Below are 18,205 nucleotides of genomic sequence, written 5' to 3'. Positions count from 1 at the left end.
ACTAATCCCGGCCAGCTTCCCGTCGCACGATGGCCAGTGCCGTTGCATAGTCCTTCGACACGGCCAGCTCGAATCCGCCGGAATGCGTCGATTCCAAAAGATCGTAGACGTCCGGCGTCAGCGACTTGAGATTGGTCAGGAACACGGCGAGCCGACGCTTCGCTTCGGCATCGAGATCGTGGCGCACGGCGTGAGGTCCGTATCGCAGCGGAGCCGAGGTCCATAACACCCGAAGCGATGTCTTCGGAACGCCGGCGGCCTCGAGGCGCATGATGGTGCCGCCCGTGTTGGTGGGCTGGCCGTCGGCGCCGACAGGTTCCCAACCGAACAGGCCGTCGGCTTCACCGTCGCCGAGCATCGCCTCGGCCGCGGTTGCCGAAGGAGCGCGCGCCAGGAAGGGTGAGTCCTCCGCAATCTTCGCGCCTTGGCCTGAGAGCCCGGTCAGCGGCAGCAGGGAACCGCCGATATTGTCGGCGGGCGCGATCGCGATCCGGTGCGAGGCCATCGCCGCGAGGTCCGGCACTTTGCCGTCGCGCGTCAGCAGCACAGAACGAATGCCGACGGCACCATCGGTGTCGACCGGCGCCACCAGCGGCTCGACACAACCGCAGCGCTCCGAAGCCGCGGCATAGGCGAGCGCCGAATAGACCGCATATTGCACGCGGCCACTCGCCTGCGCCTGGATCAGCGCCGCATAGTCGCGGGCAACCACGAACTCCACCTTCATGCCGAGAGCGTTCGTATAGGCATCCGTCAAACGTGCCAGACCGGGAACCGTGTTGCCGCCTCCGGGCTCGGCGACGATGCCTATGCGAAACGTGCCGATGTCGTCGCGCCAGTCGGCGCGCGCCGGCAAGGTCCCCGAGAGCACCGCGAGAGCCGCCGCGCACGTCCTCAACGCCCGGCTTGCCGCGGATTTCCCAGCCTTGCCCATGCCTGCCGCTCTCCTGCCGGCGCTTCGCCCGATTTGCATGACTATGGCGCCAAGCCGTTGCGGTTTGGTTTCCGATTTGCCAACGCCGCCGCGGAACCTTATGTCTGGCTGCCGGAGCATGATCGCGAAAAGTTGCAGACTTTTCGGAGACGATCATGCTTCAAAAGCAAATCCTAGGGTGAGATGGCACTTCATGGCGCGGGCTTTCCTGTTCGTTCTCGATTCCTTCGGCATCGGCGGAGCGGCTGATGCAGAACGCTATGGCGATGCCGGCGCCAACACGTTCGGACATATCGCCCAGGTCTGCGCGGACGGCCGCGCCAATCGTGAAGGCTTGCGCAGCGGGCCGCTCGCCGTGCCCAACATGATCTCGCTCGGGCTTGCTCGCGCGGCGCATACGGCAACCGGACTGCAGCTCGACGCCGACACGCCGCTGCTTGGCTCGTCCTTCCATGGCGCTGCCCAGGAGGTTTCGAGCGGCAAGGACACGCCGTCGGGCCACTGGGAGATTGCCGGCCTGCCCGTGCGTTTCGACTGGGGCTATTTTCCCGACACCTTGCCGGCCTTCCCGGCAGGGCTGACCGACGCGATCGTCCGCGAAGGCAAGGTGCCGGGCATCCTCGGCAACTGTCACGCGCCCGGAACCGAGATCATCGAGCGCTTCGGCGAGGAGCACATCCGTACCGGCGAGCCGATCTGCTACACCTCGGTGGACTCCGTGTTGCAGATCGCCGCGCACGAGACGCATTTCGGCCTGCAGCGACTCTACGAGCTTTGCCTGACGGTGCGCCGTCTGGTCGATCCGCTCAAGATCGGGCGGGTGATCGCGCGACCCTTCGTCGGCGAGACAAGGGCCACCTTCCAGCGTACCCACAACCGCCGCGACTATGCCGTGCCGCCGCCGGAGCCGACCCTGCTCGACCGGCTGACGGAGCGAGGCAGCAGGGTCATCGCCGTCGGCAAGATCGGCGATATCTTCGCCCATCGCGGCATCTCGGAAGTGCGCAAGGCAGGCGGCAACATGGCCATGTTCGACAAGGCGCTAGGCGCGATGGACGACACCGGCGAAGGCGACCTGGTCTTTGCCAATTTCGTCGATTTCGACACCGAGTTCGGCCACCGACGCGATGTTGCCGGCTATGCCTGGGCGCTCGAGGCCTTCGACCGCCGGCTGCCGGAAGCGCTGTCCCGCATCGAGCCGGGCGACCTGCTCATCCTCACCGCCGACCACGGCAATGATCCGACCTGGCGCGGCACCGATCACACGCGCGAACGCGTTCCTGTGATCGGCATCGGGCCCGGGCTGAAGGGCGGCGACATCGGGCTCAGGCTGACCTTCGCCGATATCGGCGAAACCGTCGCGGATCACCTCGGCCTTGCGCCCGGCCGCCACGGCACCTCTTTCCTTGCAACGATAGGCGGCCATGCCAGAACTGCCTGAGGTCGAGACGGTCCGGCGCGGCCTGCAACCGGTTCTGGAAGGGGCGCGGCTCGTCAGCGTCGAGGCGCGCAGGCCCGACCTTCGCTTTCCTTTTCCAGAGCGGTTTTCGGAGAGGCTTGCCGGCAAGACCGTGACGGCGCTTGGCAGGCGCGCCAAATATCTGACGATGCATATCGAGAACGGTCCGATCCTGATCTGCCATCTCGGCATGTCGGGATCGTTCCGCGTCGAAACCGCCGAGGGCAGCGGCACCCCCGGCACCTTCCATCACGAGCGCTCGAAGAACGGCGCGCACGACCATGTCGTGTTCGATGTCCAGTCGCCGAAGGGCGAGCGGTCGCGCGTGATCTTCAACGACCCGCGCCGTTTCGGCTTCATGCTGTTTGCCGAAGGGGCGCCGGACACGCATCCGATGCTGGCCGGGCTGGGCATCGAGCCTACCGGCAATGCGCTCGACGGCCCCCTGCTCGCCTCGCTGCTCAAGGGCCGCAGGTCGCCGCTCAAAGCAGCACTGCTCGACCAGCGGCTGATCGCCGGGCTCGGCAATATATATGTGTCGGAGGCGCTGTGGCGCGCCGGCCTGTCGCCGTTGCGCGAAGCCGGTACCATCGCCGGCTCCGGCAAGAAAGCGAAAGAGCAGTGCGAACGCCTGGCCGAGGCGATTCGCTCGGTCATCGCCGACGCGATCGCCGCCGGCGGATCCTCGCTGCGCGACTATGTCCAGACAGACGGGTCGCTTGGCTATTTCCAGCATTCCTTCGCGGTCTATGACCGTGAAAGCGAGCCATGTCCGAAACCGCGCTGCAGCGGCCATATCGAGCGCACCGTGCAAAGCGGCCGCTCGACCTTCTATTGCCGGACCTGTCAACGGTGAGCTAGACCGGTCTCCGCAACCGAAGCGAGGAGACGATGCCATGGCCTATGAAACCATTCTCGTGGAAACACGCGGCAAGGTCGGGCTGATCACGCTGAACCGGCCGAAGGCGCTGAACGCGCTGAATTCGCAGGTGTTGGCGGAGATCGTGGCCGCGGTGAACGCGTTCGACGCCGATGCCGGTATCGGCGCGATGGTCCTTACAGGCTCGGAGAAGGCCTTCGCGGCCGGTGCCGACATCAAGGAAATGCAGGCGATCTCCTTCGTCGACGCTTATACGCAGGATTTCTTCGCCGGCTGGGAGGAATTCACGCGTGCGCGCAAACCGATCATCGCGGCGGTGGCCGGCTATGCGCTTGGCGGCGGCTGCGAGCTGGCGATGATGTGCGACTTCATCATCGCAGCCGACAATGCAAAATTCGGCCAGCCCGAAATCACGCTCGGCGTCATGCCGGGCATGGGCGGATCGCAGCGGCTGACCCGCTTCGTCGGCAAGTCGAAGGCGATGGACATGTGCCTGACCGGGCGCATGATGGATGCCGCCGAAGCCGAGCGCTGCGGACTGGTTTCACGGGTGGTGCCGGCCGCCGAGCTCGTCGAGGAAGCGCTAACGGCGGCGGCGAAGATCGCCGAGTTTTCACTGCCATCCGTGATGATGACAAAGGAAGCCGTCAATCGGGCCTATGAAACGACACTTACCGAAGGACTGCGCTTCGAGCGCCGACTGTTCCATTCGCTGTTTGCGCTCGACGACCAGAAGGAAGGCATGGCCGCCTTCGTCGAGAAGCGGAAGCCGAATTTCACCAACCGCTGATGCGTGTCCCCCCAAGATGCGTGGGCGGTTGGGAAACGACATGTATAAGACAAGGCCCCAGAGAGCGTCGTGCGTTTCGACGCGACGCGCTCCAGGCCGCCAAAAAGACCGCGAAGCGGCGTTGACGCGCCGGAAAAGCTGAATTATAAGCCGCACCAACCGAGGCGGCCCCGTGGCTGCCCGTTTGTTTTTTTGCGCCCTGTGGCACCCCGCTGGCGCCCACCAGATCAGAAGAGAGGCATCATGGCCAATACGTCTTCGGCCAAAAAGGCAACGCGCAAGATCGCCCGCCGCGCGGCGATCAACAAGAACCGCCGGTCGCGCGTCCGCACCTATGTCCGCCAGGTCGAAGAGGCGCTCGCCGCCGGCGACAAGGCCGCGGCACTGGAGGCCTTCAAGGCCGCGGAGCCGGAATTGATGCGCGCCGCAACCAAGGGCGTCATCCACAAGAACACGGCTTCCCGCAAGGTTTCGCGGCTGGCCCAGCGGGTCAAGGTGCTGTCGGCCTGACCGACTTCCATTTAGAACCGTTATCCTTGAACCCGGCCGCACAGGCCGGGTTTTTTCGTTTGCCGGCAAGTACTTAAAAAGAACGCGTGTACAACGACGCTCAGGCCGAATTTCGAAGTTGCGAATGTTTTGCCGGCATATACATAATCGCTGATATCGACGCCCGCTGAATGCGGCTATCGCCGTAAATTAGCCTGTCAAAAATTCCTGATATCTTTCAATAAGTTACAGACAGTCATCCACAGCTTGTTCAAGCCGCGGAGGGGCGGCGGGGGACAAGTAGCTGTCAAGAGAATTATTTCAGAAAATTTCCGAAGGTGTGGCCTTTTTCACATTCGCCGGAAAAGGGTTTGAATCACAATGGCTTTATCAAAATGTGCCGCGACGGCACCTGCTTCGAACACGTCTCCGGTAACCAGATTCGTTAAAAATCAGTTAGACGTGGCCTTGCCCTATCCACAGCGATTTCGGTAATGTCCATTCATCGAAGGGACGGGCACTTGCCCTTGACCCAGCCTGAATCGGCCAGCAAAAAATGGCGGAATTCATGACGCGGAGCAATTCCGCGTGCGGCTTGGTTTGTCTCTTCGGTGGGTAGGGGACTGGCGTAATTGTACATGGCAGTCGACGTTGGGCCGGCATTTTCGCCGGACGGTGCTCTATTGCCTTGGCATGATCAAGCCGGCTTGCAAGAGCCAGCATAGGTCCCTTGCGCAACGTCGCGACGATATCGCCGGCGGCGGCGATGAAGACGCGGCGGAAAACGTCGCCGGACCCAGGGTGCAGGAGGCGCACTCCCGGCGGAAAAGGGTACGAGAAGACAAGGAACTTGATCATGCAGAGCGGCATCGAAAGGGAGATAGCGGGCGAACTCCCATTCCCAGCAACTATCGTCGGAGGGGACGGCATGGCGGCATCCAGCGACGCTGAACAGAAGTTCGAGCGGGTCAAGGCCCAGTTGAAGGCGCGTCTGGGAGCCGAGGTCTATTCGAGCTGGTTCGGCCGCATGAAGGTTGCCGAGGCGTCACGCGGCATTGTCCGTATCTCCGTGCCCACAGCCTTCCTGCGGTCGTGGATCAACGGCCACTATCTCGACCTCATCGCCGAACTCTGGAGGCATGAGGATTCCGACGTTCTCAAGATCGAGATCGTCGTGCGGACCGCCACGCGGCAGGGTCGCAACAACGTCGAGCCGGAGATCGCACCGGCGCGCAAGATGACCAAGCAGACGCAGACCGCGCTTGCCGCCGGCATCGCGAACGCCGGCCGGGTGGAGCGGGCGCCGGCGCCTCGCCAAGGCGTACCGGCGGAGACCGAGTTCCGCCACAACGTGCTGGGGTCGCCGCTCGACCCGCGCTACACTTTCGCTTCCTTCATCGAAGGGCCCTCGAACCGGGTGGCGTTCGCGGCGGCCAAGGCGGTGGCGGAATCGCAGTCGAGCGCGGTGCGCTTCAACCCGCTCTTCCTTCATGCGACCGTCGGATTGGGCAAGACGCACCTGTTGCAGGCGATCGCGGCGGAATCGCTGCGCCACAACCCGAAATCGCGCGTGGTCTATCTGACGGCGGAATATTTCATGTGGCGCTTCGCCACCGCGATCCGCGACAACAATGCACTCACCCTCAAGGAGCAACTGCGCGACATCGATCTTCTGATCATCGACGACATGCAGTTCCTGCAGGGCAAGTCTATCCAGCATGAATTCTGCCATCTCATCAACATGCTGCTCGACAGCGCCAAGCAGGTGGTGGTCGCCGCCGACCGGCCGCCGTCGGAACTGGAATCGCTGGAGCCGCGCGTGCGGTCGCGCCTCAATGGCGGCGTGGCGCTCGAAATGTCGGCGCCGGATTTCGCCATGCGCCTCGGCATGTTGAAGCTGCGCCTTGCCACGGCCAAGATCGACGATGCCTCGCTCGACATCTCGGACGAGATTCTCGACCACGTTGCCCGTACGGTGACCGGCAGCGGACGCGAACTCGAAGGCGCCTTCAACCAACTTCTCTTCCGCCAGTCCTTCGAGCCGCAGATCACTCTCGACCGCATCGACGAGATCCTCGGCCACATCTACCGCTCGGGCGAGCCGAAGCGGGTGCGCATCGAGGACATCCAGCGCATCGTGGCGCGCCACTACAACGTGTCGAAGACGGAGCTGCTCTCCAACCGACGCACGCGAACCATCGTCAAGCCGCGGCAGGTGGCGATGTACCTGTCGAAGGTGATGACGCCGCGCTCGCTGCCGGAGATCGGACGGCGTTTCGGCGGCCGCGACCACACGACGGTGCTGCATGCCGTGCGCAAGATCGAGGACCTTTCCGGTGCCGACAACACGCTGGCGCAGGAGCTCGAACTGCTCAGAAGGCTGATCAACGAGCAGGCCTGAGCGCTTCACCGGCTTTATCCCCAGAAAGCCCGCGCAACCGGCCGGAACCGGTGCCGCGGGCTTGCGTTTGCAGGGTTTTTACTGTCAGCTTACATAGATTCTGAGCTTTTCGGAGCTTTCGCGGGACGCCGCTCCCTGGTGACCCGCTCATTCATTGAAGCGAGCCTGTTTCGTCATGCGTGTTATCCTGGAACGGTCCAACCTCCTGAAGTCCCTCAACCACGTTCATCGCGTGGTGGAGCGGCGCAACACCATACCGATCCTGTCGAATGTGCTGCTCAGCGCCGAAGGCGCCAGCCTCGAAATGAAAGCGACCGACCTCGACCTCGAAGTGACGGAAGCCACGCCCGCTAAGGTCGAGCGCGGCGGCGCGACGACGGTCCCGGCGCACCTGCTCTACGACATCGTGCGCAAGCTCGCCGACGGCGCCGAGGTGATGCTGAAGACCGACGAGGACGGCAATGCCATGACGGTGACGTCGGGTCGGTCCAGCTTCCGCCTGCAGTGCCTGCCGCAGTCGGACTTCCCGGAGCTTTCGGCCGGTTCCTTCTCGCACATCTTCCGGCTCGATTCGGTGGCGCTCAAGGGCCTGATCGAGAAGACCCAGTTCGCCATTTCGACCGAAGAGACGCGCTACTATCTCAACGGCATCTTCCTGCACACGCATGAAGCTGGCGGCAAGCTGAAGCTGCGCTCGGTCGCGACCGACGGGCACCGCCTGGCGCGCGCCGAGATCGACGCGCCGGCGGGCTCCGAAGGCATGCCCGGCATCATCATCCCGCGCAAGACTGTGAGCGAGTTGCAGAAGCTGGTCGACGATCCGGATGTGGCGGTGACGACGGAGCTGTCGGATACCAAGATCCGCTTCACCATCGGCAGCGTCATCCTGACCTCGAAGCTGATCGACGGCACCTTCCCCGACTATCAGCGCGTCATCCCGACCGGCAACGACAAGAAGCTGATCATCGACCGTCAGAGCTTCGCCGCCGCCGTCGACCGCGTCTCGACCATTTCGTCTGAGCGCGGCCGCGCGGTGAAAATGTCGATCAACGACGGCCAGCTCACGCTCGCCGTCAACAATCCGGATTCGGGCAGCGCCACCGAGGAGCTCGCGGCCGACTATTCGTCGGACCCGATCGAGATCGGCTTCAACGCCAAGTACCTGCTCGATGTCGCGGCCCAGCTCACCGGCTCGGAAGCGAAGTTCATGCTGGCGGATGCCGGGTCCCCGACGCTGATCCACGACATGGCCGACGAGACCGCGCTCTATGTGCTGATGCCTATGCGGGTCTAGGGTTTATGTTCTGACGCAATTCCGGACGGAAAACCGCCATGCACTTTTCCTGGAATTGCTCTAGAGCGTTTCATCGTTTCACGGAAACGCTGAACCGCTCTAACTATTTGTTTTTAGGCAATTCCGGGCGGAGAACCGCTACACACTTTTCCTGGAATTGCTCTAACGAGCCTGACATGTCGCCGTGACCGAGGATGCCAGACAGCTTCGGCAGCAAAGCTATATAAGTAAGCTGACACTTACAAATTTCCGCAACTATGCAGGACTTTCGCTCGAGCTCGGCCCCGGCGCCGTGGTGCTGTCGGGCGACAACGGTGCCGGCAAGACCAATCTGCTCGAAGCCATCTCGCTGCTGACGCCGGGACGCGGGCTTCGCCGTGCGCCCTATGCTGACGTGGCGCGCGAAGGCGGCGATGGCGGCTTTGCCTTGCATGCCCGCGTCGAGGGACCGCAAGGCCAAGTCGAAATCGGCACCGGCATTTCCGGCGGCGACGCTGCTGGAGAAGGCGGCAGACGCGTTCGCATCAACGGCGCGCCGGCAAAGTCGGCGGAGGATATGCTGGAATGGCTGAGGGTCATCTGGCTGACACCGGCGATGGACGGCTTGTTTCCAGGACCGGCCGCCGACCGCCGCCGCTTTCTCGACCGGCTTGTGCTGGCGATCGACCCCAGCCACGGCCAGCGGGCGCTGGATTATGAAAAGGCGATGCGCGGCCGTAACCGTTTGCTTACGGATGGTTCTCGCGACCGCGGTTGGTTCGACGCGATCGAGACGCAGATGGCCGAAACTGGGGTGGCGATCGCGGCGGCGCGGGCGGAACTGGTGCGGCTGCTTGCCGCCATGATCGAAAAGCTGCCCGGCAGCGGCCCGTTTCCGCAGGCCGACATAAGCCTCTCCGGCGACTTGGAGACCGAAATCGCCGTCGCGCCGGCGGTCGACGTCGAGGAGCGGTTCCGGGCGATGCTCGCCAATGGCCGCGAGCGCGACCGCGCCGCCGGCCGCACGCTCGACGGACCGCATCGCTCGGACCTCGTGGTCCGGCACAGGCCGAAGTCGACGCCGGCCGAATTGTGCTCGACCGGCGAGCAGAAGGCGCTGCTGGTCGGCATCGTGCTGTCACACGCAAGGCTGACCGGCGAGATGTCGGGACTGACGCCGATCCTGCTGCTCGACGAGATCGCCGCGCATCTCGACGGCGGACGGCGCGCTGCGCTGTTTTCCATCCTCGAGGAGTTGAACTGCCAGGCCTTCATGACCGGCACCGACGCGGCGCTGTTTTCCAGCCTCGCCGGACGGGCGCAATTCCTGACGGTCGATCACGGCAGCGTCAGGCCGACCGGCTGACCTTGAAGGACCCAACGGGCGTCGGCGCCGGCCTTCGGGACAAGGCATCGCTTTGCGCGTGCTTGCCCTGCGGGACAAGGCTTCGCCTCGCCCGTACATGACAAGGCTTTGCACCAGCTATAAGGTCCGGCCATGACCAATGCCGCCCTGACCGACGAAGAACTCGAACGCTATGCCCGCCACATCGTGCTGCCCGAAATCGGCGGCGCCGGCCAGCAGAAGCTGAAGCGGGCGCGAGTGCTGGTGATCGGCGCCGGCGGATTGGGGGCGCCTGTGCTCGAATATCTTGCCGCAGCCGGCGTCGGCACGCTTGGCATCGTCGACGACGACACGGTCTCGCTTTCCAACCTGCAGCGGCAGGTGATCCATGATACCGACACGATCGGCATGGCGAAGACCGACAGCGCCTCGGCCGCGATCATGCGCATCAACCCCAATGTCGCGGTGGAACCGCATCGCCTCAGGCTGACGGAGCAAAACGCCACTGCCCTCGTCGCGCACTACGATGTCGTCGTCGACGGTTCCGACAATTTCGAGACACGCTATGCGCTCGCCGATGCGTGCGCCGTGGAAAAGAAACCGCTGGTCACCGCCGCCGTCGGCCGCTTCGACGGCTCGGTGACGGTGCTGAAGCCGTACGAAACGGGCGCCGACGGCAAGCGCAACCCAAGTTACCGCGACCTTTTCCCGGAAGCGCCACCCGAAGGGCTGGTGCCATCCTGCGCCGTTGCCGGCATCGTCGGCGCGCTGACGGGCGTCGTCGGTACCCTGGAGGCGATGGAAGCGATAAAGCTGATCGCCGGGATCGGTGAGCCATTGGTCGGCCGACTGCTGCTTTACGACGGCCTCACCGCCCGCTTCGACACAGTCCGCTACAAGACGGCCTGAACCGATGGACCAGCCCGCCGCTCTCCTCGTCACCGAGCTTCCGCCGGATTTCGCGCGGTGGGACGAATTGCTGGCGCTGATCCTGCGCGCCTTCGCCTATATGGACGACGCGATCGATCCGCCGTCCTCGGCGCATCTGCTGACGCCGGAGGGCCTCAGGCGCAAGGCGGGGCAGGAGACGGCGTTCCTGGCCGTGGAGAACGGCCATATCGTCGGTTGCGTGTTCGCGCTGGAGCGGGCGAAGGATTTCTATGTCGGCAAGCTTGCCGTCGAGCCCAGCCTTCAAGGGCGGGGCATAGGGGGACGGCTGATGCAGGCCGTGGAGGATCTTGCCCGCCGGCACGGCAAATACGCCATCGAGCTGCAGACCCGCATCGAGCTCATCGCAAACCAGGCGGCATTCGCCCGGCTCGGCTTTCGCGAGACCGGGCGCACGGCGCATGCGGGATACGACAGGCCAACCTCGATCACCATGCGCAAGGTGCTGTCTTGAGCCTCGCTCTCAGCCCCGAGGAACAGGCAATAGCCGCCGGCAAGGACGGCGCGGGAACGGCGATGCGCATCGTTGCCGAGAGCGCGCGGCTGCTCGGGGCGCAGCGGCTGATCCCAATCGCTTCGGCACATATCGACGGCGCGCTCTATCACGGCGATTCCGGCACGCTGTTCGCCGAGCGGCTGGTCGAAGGCGGCGCCAGGGTCGCGGTGCGCTCGACGCTCAATGTCGGAGCGCTCGACCTGATGGGCTGCTCGCGCATTCGCCTGGAGGAGCCGCAACGCGGCATGGCGCGACGGATGATGGACGCCTATCGCAAGCTCGGCTGCGAGCAGAGCTGGACCTGCGCGCCCTACCAAGCCGGACACAGACCGGCGCAGGGCAGCGATGTCGCCTGGGGCGAATCCAATGCGGTGGTGTTCTGCAACTCGGTGCTGGGCGCCCGCACGAACCGCTACGGCGACTTCCTCGACATTGCCTGCGCCATCACCGGCCGGGCGCCGGACTATGGCCTGCACAGGCCGGAGAACCGCAGGGCGCGGCTGGTGTTCGACGTCTCCGGCCTTTCCCCTTCCTTCCTCGCTTCTGAGATTGCCTGGCCGGTGCTGGGCAGCCTCTACGGCCGCGAGGTCGGCAATGCGATCGGCGTCGTCGCCGGTATCGCCAATCACCCCGGCGAGGACGCGCTGAAAGCCTTCGGCGCGGCGACCGCGTCATCCGGCGCGGTCGGGTTGTTCCACATTGCAGGCGTCACGCCCGAGGCGCCTGATGTCGGAGCCATTCTGGCCGAACCGAAGCCGGACGCGATTATCCGCGTCACATCCGAGATGGTGGCGAAAGCGCGCGCCGGCCTGTCGACCGCAGCGGCAGCCAGGACGATCGACGCGGTCGCGATCGGCAGCCCGCACCTGTCGGATACCGAGTTCGCCATGCTGGAGCGGCTGATCGCAGGAAGACGGCTCGCCGTGCCGATCTACGCCTGCACCGGCCGGCATGTTCTCGCCTCGCTGGAACAGGGCGGGCGACGGAAGCGGCTCGAAGCTAGCGGGGTCGTCATCGTCGCCGACACTTGCGTGGTGGTGACGCCGATCATGCCGGAGCTGGCAGGCGGCGTGCTGATGACCAATTCGGGCAAGTTCGCGCACTACGCTCCGGGCAATACCGGCTATGCGGTGCTCTATGCCTCGCTCGCCGATTGCGTCGAAAGCGCGATCGCCGGCAAGCCGCGCTTCACGGATATCGCCGCATGAGCGCCGCCGCCGAAATCCTAGTGCCGGGCAAGGCCGGCGAAGGCGAAGCGCTGGTGCTGACGGCGCCGATCAGTTTCTGGGGCGGTGTCGACCCGAAGACCGGCCGCATCGCCGATGTCCGCCACCCGCAGCATGGCGAGGTGATTTCCGGCCGCGTGCTGTTCCTACCGGGAACGATCGGCTCGTCATCCGCTTCGGCGGTGCTGATGGAACTGGTCCACAATGGCCGCGCGCCGGCGGCCCTGGTGCTGCACGAGCCGGACGCCATCCTCCTGCTCGGCCTGATCGTCGCCCGGGAAATGGGCTGGGCGACGCCGATGGCGGTACGGCTCGGACGTGCTGTGTTCGACACCTATCGCGGAGCCATGATGAAAGTCGCCGGAGACGGCGCCGTTATCGTCGCCGCCTGATCAGCCGCGACGACTTAAAGCACGTCGCGCTGAAATGGATTCAGGCGACGCGCTTTAAGCCTTTGTCTTCACGCATATCGTTTTCCCAAAACCGCTGGACACTTTTGGGCAACATGCGTCAGGTCCTTAGCGGCAGCACGCGGTCCGGCGGGCGGTGGCCGTCGAAGAAGGCGCGGATGTTGATGATCACCTTCTCGCCCATGTCTATGCGGCCTTCGAGCGTGGCCGAGCCCATATGCGGCAGAAGAACGACCTTGCCCCTGGTGGCGAGTTTCAGGAGCTTGCTGTTCAGCGCCGGCTCATGCTCGTAGACGTCAAGGCCGGCGCCGGCGATCTTGCCGTCCTGGATCAGCTTGACCAGCGATTCCTCGTCGATGATGTCGCCGCGCGCGGTGTTGACGATGTAGGCCGAGGGCTGCATCAGCGCCAGGCGCCGGGCGGACAAGAGATGGAAGGTCGCCGGCGTCGATGGGCAGTTGACCGAGATGATGTCCATGCGGGCGAGCATCTGGTCGAGGCTTTCCCAATAGGTCGCTTCCAGCTCTTCCTCGACCGCAGGCAGCACGCGGTGGCGATTGTGGTAGTGGATGGACAGGCCGAAGGCCTTGGCGCGCCTTGCAACCGCCGTGCCAATGCGGCCCATGCCAACGATGCCGAGGCGTTTGCCCCAGATGCGGCGGCCGAGCATCCAGGTCGGCGACCAGCCGGCCCATTTCTTCTCGCCGGTGAGCACATTGGCGCCTTCGGCCAGTCGCCGCGGCACGGCAAGCATCAGCGCCATGGTCATGTCGGCGGTGTCTTCGGTAAGCACATTCGGCGTGTTGGTGACGGTGATGCCTTTCTTGGCCGCGGCGGCGACATCGATCTTGTCGACGCCGTTGCCGAAATTGGCGATCAGCTTGAGGTTCTCGCCGGCCTGGGCGATCAACGCGGCATCGATATGGTCGGTGATGGTCGGGACCAGCACGTCGGCTTCCTTCACCGCCGCGACCAGTTCCGGCTGGGTCATCGGCCGGTCCTCGACATTGAGGCGCGCGTCGAACAGCTCGCGCATGCGGGTTTCGACCGGATCGGGCAGCTTGCGCGTGATGACGACGAGGGGCCGTTTTTTGCCTGCCATTGTATCCCCGAAGCTTCCTCGAAACCGATCTCGTTGAGACCTCTTTAACCAAGACCGGCGAAACTTGTAGCCGATCGCGGTATCAGCCCACTCCTGTAACAAGCGGTGCCGCCGAAGACAAAGAAAAAGGGGCGCTCATCCCGACGGACGGGCGCCGAAAGGAATGAAAGTGTCTGGTTTCGCGTCGCTTCGCTTGGCTTTCAGCGCAGCCGTTCTCGGCGCCCTGCTTGGTGCTCCGCAGGCATCCGCGCAGAGCGCGGCGGCACCGGCGCAAACGGTGACGCTCGGGCCAAGCGGCCTGCCGCTGCCGCGCTTCGTCAGCCTTAAGCCAGCTCGCGTCAACTCGCGCGTCGGCCCCGGCGCCAACTATTCCGTCAACTGGATGTACATGAAGGCCGGGCTGCCGATGGAAGTCATCCAGGAATTCGACACCTGGCGCCGCGTGCGCGATGCCGACGGCTCGGAGGGCTGGATCAACCAGTCGCTGTTGTCGGGCCGCCGCACGGCGATCGTCGCCCCCTGGCAGCGCGGCAAGGGCGGGCGAATCAATTTGCTCGACGATCCCAACAAGGATGCCAACGTCATCGCCATCATCGAGCCGGGGGTGATCGGCTCGATCAAGAAATGCGACGGCCAATGGTGCGAAATGACCTTTGACGGCCATACCGGCTGGATGGCCCAGTCGCAGGTCTGGGGCGCCTATCCGGGCGAGAAGTTCAAGAATTGACCTGAGCGCGTCACCGGGAGCCAGGCCCCGCCGAAGGCAGCCCATGTCTGCGATCACAACAATCCAGAGTGCGTGCGCTAAACTTGCCGTTCCGCCTTCGATCCGGGACTGCTTTGCCCCAGGCGAGGCTCTGTCCCGTCCAGCAGGCGCTGAATATTGGCGCGATGGCGCACAATCACGTAGATGCCACCAGCAATCACCAGCAACCGGTAGGGCAGCGGTTGTTCCAGGCCGCAGACGAGAGCGATCGCGGTCAACGCCGCCAGCATCGAACCAAGCGAAACAATCCGGGAAATAGCCAGCACAACGGCAAAAACCGTGGCAGCACCCAAGCCTACCGGCCAAGACATTGCCAGCAACACGCCGAGCCCTGTCGCGGCGGATTTGCCGCCTGTGAAATTCAGCCAGATCGAACGGCCATGGCCCAACAACACGGCAAGCCCGGCCAGGCAGACAGCCCAAGGCACAAAGGTTTGCAGGTCAAGCGCTTGCGATGGCGTGACGGCCGGCAATGCGTAGAGCCAAGGATAAAACCAGCGGGCAAAGACGATCGCTGCCACACCTTTGAGCACATCTACCAGAAGCACCGCTGAAGCGGGCAATTTCCCCAGGGTTCGCAACACGTTCGTCGCGCCGGTGGACTTGGACCCATGCTCGCGGACATCGATACCCTTGAGCAGTTTCCCCGCCAGATAACCCGTAGGCGTAGAGCCGAGGAGATAAGCGACCGCTAGTCCAATCGCGCTCGCTATCCAGAAAGCCATGGAACTGACCTCGAGACTCTAGCCGGCCGCGCCGCTCTGGTCGCGCCCGATGCGGCCGAGATGCGTGTCCTGAAAGCCGGTGGACAGTTTCAGGCCGTAGCCCAGGGCGCGGTCGATGGCGATGTGTGCGATCCAGATGAGCGCCACCGCAGTTGCGATGGGACCGGCAAACAGCACGCCCGCAAGCACCAGCACGAGCGGAGCTATCAGGATGTGCAGAGCGTTATAGGCGACGGCGCCGACCCGCGGCCCGGCGAGATAGCCCAGCATCGACAGGTCCGGCGCCAGGATGAGCAGCGCAAACAGCCACCAGGACACGCCCGTCATTGCGTAGACGATGACTGCCGCCACTGCGGCCGCGGCCCATTCCAGGCGGATCGCGAGATCGACGGGCCGCATCGCCAGGGATCAATCAACGCGCTTTGGGCGCAGCCTCACGACGATGTCGACATTGGCGATCTCCATGCCTTCCGGAGGCTCCGGCAGGTTGGATACGCTCACAGGGCCGCTGGCGATGTCGAAGATCCGGTTCTCGCCTTCGACATAGAAGTGATGGTGATCCGAGGTGTTGGTGTCGAAATAGGTTTTGGAGCCCTCGACCGCGAGGATGCGCAACAGCCCGGCCTCGGTGAACTGGTGCAGCGCATTGTAGACGGTCGCCAGCGAAACCGGCACGCCGGCAGCGATCGCCTCTTCATGCAGTTCCTCGGCCGAGAGATGACGGTCGCCCTTGGCGAAAAGCAGATCGGCCAGCGCGATGCGCTGGCGCGTCGGCCTCAGGCCGGCTTCGCGAACCCGCTTGTCCACAGCGACACTTTCCTTCCGGCAGTCCGAATCCATCTATCCCGTCGAAGCTCGTGGCTCAGCCCCATAGACAGGTCCAGAATGGCAAAAAGACGTCATCGCCAAAAACTGGACACCTCCCGACATATATTCTGTCGTCCAAATGCGATCAATAGCGCGCATTGACCCAGGCAGGCGCACGGGTTAAGCGCAAACGCCGGTTTCCGGCCACAAACAGAGTGTGTTAGGAAACCAACGACCGAGGGCGCCCTGCCGCCCGGAACGAAAACGGGGACGGAAGTTTATGGCGGGTCAAAAGTCCAGCTACGATTACGAGGAACTGCTTGCCTGCGCCCGCGGCGAGCTGTTCGGACCGGGAAACGCCCAGCTGCCCTATCCGCCGATGCTGATGTTCGACCGGATCACCGAGATCAGCGAGACCGGCGGCGCCTTCGATAAGGGTTTCATCCGCGCCGAATTCGACATCAAGCCGGATCTTTGGTTTTTCGCCTGCCATTTCATCGGCAATCCGATCATGCCTGGCTGCCTCGGCCTCGACGCCATGTGGCAATTGACCGGATTCTATCTCGGCTGGCTCGGCGAGCCCGGCAAGGGCATGGCGCTGTCGACCGGCGAGGTGAAGTTCAAGGGCATGGTGACGCCGTCGGTCAAGAAGGTCGAATATGGCGTCGACTTCAAGCGCGTGATGCGCGGCCGCCTCGTGCTCGGCATCGCCGATGGCTGGCTCAAGGCGGATGGCGAACCCATATACGCGGCAACGGATCTGAAGGTCGGCCTGTCCAAGCAGTCGGCCGCCTGATCGCCATCGCCACGGGGCCTCGCGCGTCCGCCGGATGCGCAAGGACACCGCGGCAGTTTATTTTGCGTATGATCAAAGGCGAAAACCGGCTAGGTTTTTCGCCAAAATACGCCGGAAGGAGTTGCGAATGAGACGTGTCGTAGTGACAGGCCTCGGCATTGTGTCGTCGATCGGCAACAATGCCAATGAGGTGCAGGCCTCGCTTTACGATGCCAAGTCCGGCATCAGCTTTTCCAATTCCTTCGCAGAGCATGGCTTCCGCTGCCAGGTGTGGGGCGCGCCGACGCTCGACCCCTCGGCAATGATCGACCGCCGCGCCATGCGTTTCCTGAGCCAAGGTGCAGCCTGGAACCATGTCGCCATGGATCAGGCGATCGCGGACGCCGGCTTGAGCGAAAGCGACATCACCAACGAGCGGACCGGCATCGTCATGGGCTCGGGCGGACCGTCGACCAGGACCATCGTGGAAGCCGCCGAAACCACGCTCAAGAACGGCAGCCCGAAGCGCATCGGCCCGTTCGCGGTGCCGAAGGCGATGTCGTCGACTGCTTCGGCCACTCTTGCCACCTGGTTCAAGATCCATGGCGTCAACTACTCGATCTCTTCGGCCTGCTCGACTTCGGCGCACTGCATCGGCAATGCCTATGAGCTGATCCAGTGGGGCAAGCAGGACATGATGTTCGCCGGCGGCCACGAGGATCTCGACTGGACCATGTCGGACCTGTTCGACGCCATGGGCGCCATGTCGTCGAAATTCAACGACAAAGCATCGACCGCTTCCCGCGCTTATGACGTCAACCGCGACGGCTTCGTCATCGCCGGCGGCGCGGGCGTGCTGGTGCTGGAAGAGCTGGAGCACGCCAAGGCGCGCGGCGCCAAGATCTATGCCGAGGTCGTCGGATACGGCGCGACTTCCGACGGCTACGACATGGTTGCTCCTTCGGGAGAAGGCGCGGTGCGCTGCATGCGGCAGGCGCTTGCCACGATCACGACGCCGGTCGACTACATCAACACGCACGGCACCTCGACGCCGGTCGGCGATTCCAAGGAAATGGGCGCCATCCGCGAGGTGTTCGGCGACAAGATGCCTTACATCACCTCGACCAAGTCCCTCACCGGCCATTCGCTCGGTGCAGCCGGTGTCCAGGAATCGATCTACTCGATCCTGATGTTGCAGGGCGGCTTCATCGGCGAGAGCGCCCATATCGAGGAGCTCGATCCGGAATTCGAGGGCATGCCGATCGTGCGCAAGCGCATCGACAACGCCAAGATCGACACCGTTTTGTCCAACTCCTTCGGCTTCGGTGGCACCAACGCAACGCTGATTTTCCAGCGCTATTCCGCATAAGGATTGCCTG

General features: G+C 64.0%; 19 protein-coding genes. 14 read left to right on the top strand and 5 right to left on the bottom strand.

The features are described from left to right. Window position 1: 1 nt before the first annotated feature. The gene (locus P9236_RS19565; RefSeq protein WP_278076123.1) at window positions 2–934 is read right to left on the bottom strand and encodes a PhnD/SsuA/transferrin family substrate-binding protein; all 933 of its coding nucleotides are present in this window, start codon (window positions 932–934) and stop codon (window positions 2–4) included. Between the two features lie 193 nt (window positions 935–1,127). Here P9236_RS19565 and P9236_RS19560 point away from each other — a divergent pair, with 193 nt between their 5' ends. The 11 genes from P9236_RS19560 (at window position 1,128) to P9236_RS19510 (ending at window position 12,633) form a co-directional block, all read left to right on the top strand. Beyond that, window positions 1,128–2,375 (top strand): phosphopentomutase, encoded by a 1,248-nt coding sequence (locus tag P9236_RS19560; RefSeq protein WP_278076122.1) that lies wholly within the window; start codon window positions 1,128–1,130, stop codon window positions 2,373–2,375. After that, entirely contained in the window at window positions 2,359–3,249 is an 891-nt protein-coding gene (mutM, locus tag P9236_RS19555) for a bifunctional DNA-formamidopyrimidine glycosylase/DNA-(apurinic or apyrimidinic site) lyase (RefSeq protein ID WP_278076121.1), read from the top strand. The genes P9236_RS19560 and mutM overlap by 17 nt, the downstream gene beginning before the upstream one ends. Before the next feature lie 40 nt (window positions 3,250–3,289). Beyond that, a complete protein-coding gene (locus P9236_RS19550) occupies window positions 3,290–4,063 on the top strand; it encodes an enoyl-CoA hydratase (protein WP_278076120.1) in 774 nt (257 codons plus the stop codon). A gap of 243 nt (window positions 4,064–4,306) precedes the next feature. Further along, window positions 4,307–4,573 (top strand): 30S ribosomal protein S20, encoded by a 267-nt coding sequence (gene rpsT / locus P9236_RS19545; RefSeq protein WP_124996039.1) that lies wholly within the window; start codon window positions 4,307–4,309, stop codon window positions 4,571–4,573. Window positions 4,574–5,480: 907 nt separating this feature from the next. Continuing rightward, entirely contained in the window at window positions 5,481–6,953 is a 1,473-nt protein-coding gene (gene dnaA, locus P9236_RS19540) for a chromosomal replication initiator protein DnaA (RefSeq protein WP_278076119.1), read from the top strand. A 175-nt stretch (window positions 6,954–7,128) separates the two neighbouring features. Then, window positions 7,129–8,247, top strand: coding sequence for a DNA polymerase III subunit beta (gene dnaN / locus P9236_RS19535; RefSeq protein WP_278076118.1), 1,119 nt, complete (start codon window positions 7,129–7,131; stop codon window positions 8,245–8,247). 184 nt (window positions 8,248–8,431) lie between these two features. Then, on the top strand, window positions 8,432–9,592 hold the full coding sequence (recF, locus tag P9236_RS19530) for a DNA replication/repair protein RecF (protein ID WP_278076117.1): 1,161 nt from the start codon (window positions 8,432–8,434) through the stop codon (window positions 9,590–9,592). Between the two features lie 132 nt (window positions 9,593–9,724). Continuing rightward, window positions 9,725–10,480 carry a molybdopterin-synthase adenylyltransferase MoeB gene (locus P9236_RS19525; protein ID WP_278076116.1) on the top strand — a complete coding sequence of 252 codons (756 nt, stop codon included), beginning with the start codon at window positions 9,725–9,727 and terminating at the stop codon, window positions 10,478–10,480. Between the two features lie 4 nt (window positions 10,481–10,484). Beyond that, the gene (locus P9236_RS19520) at window positions 10,485–10,973 is read left to right on the top strand and encodes a GNAT family N-acetyltransferase (RefSeq protein ID WP_278076115.1); all 489 of its coding nucleotides are present in this window, start codon (window positions 10,485–10,487) and stop codon (window positions 10,971–10,973) included. Beyond that, window positions 10,970–12,223, top strand: coding sequence for an aconitase X catalytic domain-containing protein (locus tag P9236_RS19515; protein WP_278076114.1), 1,254 nt, complete (start codon window positions 10,970–10,972; stop codon window positions 12,221–12,223). Before P9236_RS19520 ends, P9236_RS19515 begins: the two co-directional genes overlap by 4 nt. Further along, window positions 12,220–12,633: a DUF126 domain-containing protein gene (locus tag P9236_RS19510; RefSeq protein ID WP_278076113.1), complete on the top strand. Its 414-nt coding sequence runs from the start codon at window positions 12,220–12,222 to the stop codon at window positions 12,631–12,633. The genes P9236_RS19515 and P9236_RS19510 overlap by 4 nt, the downstream gene beginning before the upstream one ends. 118 nt (window positions 12,634–12,751) lie before the next feature. Here the strand turns inward: P9236_RS19510 and P9236_RS19505 are convergent, their stop codons facing one another. Next, on the bottom strand, window positions 12,752–13,753 hold the full coding sequence (locus tag P9236_RS19505) for a D-glycerate dehydrogenase (protein ID WP_278076112.1): 1,002 nt from the start codon (window positions 13,751–13,753) through the stop codon (window positions 12,752–12,754). Between the two features lie 169 nt (window positions 13,754–13,922). Here P9236_RS19505 and P9236_RS19500 point away from each other — a divergent pair, with 169 nt between their 5' ends. After that, window positions 13,923–14,480 (top strand): SH3 domain-containing protein, encoded by a 558-nt coding sequence (locus tag P9236_RS19500; protein WP_278076111.1) that lies wholly within the window; start codon window positions 13,923–13,925, stop codon window positions 14,478–14,480. Between the two features lie 77 nt (window positions 14,481–14,557). On the opposite strand, the gene plsY is transcribed toward P9236_RS19500, so the two are convergent. Genes plsY through irrA form a run of 3 tightly spaced genes read right to left on the bottom strand, consistent with a single transcriptional unit; the run spans window position 14,558 to window position 16,084 of the window. Further along, on the bottom strand, window positions 14,558–15,244 hold the full coding sequence (gene plsY, locus P9236_RS19495) for a glycerol-3-phosphate 1-O-acyltransferase PlsY (RefSeq protein WP_278076110.1): 687 nt from the start codon (window positions 15,242–15,244) through the stop codon (window positions 14,558–14,560). 18 nt (window positions 15,245–15,262) lie between these two features. Next, complete coding sequence (locus P9236_RS19490) at window positions 15,263–15,643, bottom strand: DUF4260 domain-containing protein (RefSeq protein WP_278076109.1); 381 nt, start codon at window positions 15,641–15,643, stop codon at window positions 15,263–15,265. 9 nt (window positions 15,644–15,652) lie between these two features. Beyond that, a complete protein-coding gene (irrA, locus tag P9236_RS19485; protein ID WP_278076108.1) occupies window positions 15,653–16,084 on the bottom strand; it encodes an iron response transcriptional regulator IrrA in 432 nt (143 codons plus the stop codon). A gap of 247 nt (window positions 16,085–16,331) precedes the next feature. Between irrA and fabA the strand changes: the two genes are divergently transcribed. Both fabA and fabB read left to right on the top strand, forming a co-directional pair. Continuing rightward, the gene (fabA, locus tag P9236_RS19480; RefSeq protein WP_027165888.1) at window positions 16,332–16,847 is read left to right on the top strand and encodes a 3-hydroxyacyl-[acyl-carrier-protein] dehydratase FabA; all 516 of its coding nucleotides are present in this window, start codon (window positions 16,332–16,334) and stop codon (window positions 16,845–16,847) included. A 127-nt stretch (window positions 16,848–16,974) separates the two neighbouring features. Next, window positions 16,975–18,195 carry a beta-ketoacyl-ACP synthase I gene (fabB, locus tag P9236_RS19475; protein ID WP_278076107.1) on the top strand — a complete coding sequence of 407 codons (1,221 nt, stop codon included), beginning with the start codon at window positions 16,975–16,977 and terminating at the stop codon, window positions 18,193–18,195. The last annotated feature ends 10 nt before the right edge of the window (window positions 18,196–18,205 follow it).

It is taken from the genome of Mesorhizobium sp. WSM4884 (assembly GCF_029625675.1).
Taxonomy (GTDB): Bacteria; Pseudomonadota; Alphaproteobacteria; order Rhizobiales; family Rhizobiaceae; genus Mesorhizobium.
This window is presented reverse-complemented; position numbering and strand designations above follow the sequence as displayed.

Coding starts and splice junctions, on each gene's coding strand:
- P9236_RS19565 (WP_278076123.1), bottom strand. CDS start 934: ATGGGCAAGGCTGGGAAATCCGCGGCAAGCCGGGCGTTGAGGACGTGC.
- fabB (WP_278076107.1), top strand. CDS start 16,975: ATGAGACGTGTCGTAGTGACAGGCCTCGGCATTGTGTCGTCGATCGGC.
- P9236_RS19525 (WP_278076116.1), top strand. CDS start 9,725: ATGACCAATGCCGCCCTGACCGACGAAGAACTCGAACGCTATGCCCGC.
- P9236_RS19505 (WP_278076112.1), bottom strand. CDS start 13,753: ATGGCAGGCAAAAAACGGCCCCTCGTCGTCATCACGCGCAAGCTGCCC.
- plsY (WP_278076110.1), bottom strand. CDS start 15,244: ATGGCTTTCTGGATAGCGAGCGCGATTGGACTAGCGGTCGCTTATCTC.
- fabA (WP_027165888.1), top strand. CDS start 16,332: ATGGCGGGTCAAAAGTCCAGCTACGATTACGAGGAACTGCTTGCCTGC.
- dnaN (WP_278076118.1), top strand. CDS start 7,129: ATGCGTGTTATCCTGGAACGGTCCAACCTCCTGAAGTCCCTCAACCAC.
- irrA (WP_278076108.1), bottom strand. CDS start 16,084: ATGGATTCGGACTGCCGGAAGGAAAGTGTCGCTGTGGACAAGCGGGTT.
- mutM (WP_278076121.1), top strand. CDS start 2,359: ATGCCAGAACTGCCTGAGGTCGAGACGGTCCGGCGCGGCCTGCAACCG.
- P9236_RS19550 (WP_278076120.1), top strand. CDS start 3,290: ATGGCCTATGAAACCATTCTCGTGGAAACACGCGGCAAGGTCGGGCTG.
- dnaA (WP_278076119.1), top strand. CDS start 5,481: ATGGCGGCATCCAGCGACGCTGAACAGAAGTTCGAGCGGGTCAAGGCC.
- P9236_RS19520 (WP_278076115.1), top strand. CDS start 10,485: ATGGACCAGCCCGCCGCTCTCCTCGTCACCGAGCTTCCGCCGGATTTC.
- P9236_RS19510 (WP_278076113.1), top strand. CDS start 12,220: ATGAGCGCCGCCGCCGAAATCCTAGTGCCGGGCAAGGCCGGCGAAGGC.
- P9236_RS19490 (WP_278076109.1), bottom strand. CDS start 15,643: ATGCGGCCCGTCGATCTCGCGATCCGCCTGGAATGGGCCGCGGCCGCA.
- P9236_RS19560 (WP_278076122.1), top strand. CDS start 1,128: ATGGCGCGGGCTTTCCTGTTCGTTCTCGATTCCTTCGGCATCGGCGGA.
- rpsT (WP_124996039.1), top strand. CDS start 4,307: ATGGCCAATACGTCTTCGGCCAAAAAGGCAACGCGCAAGATCGCCCGC.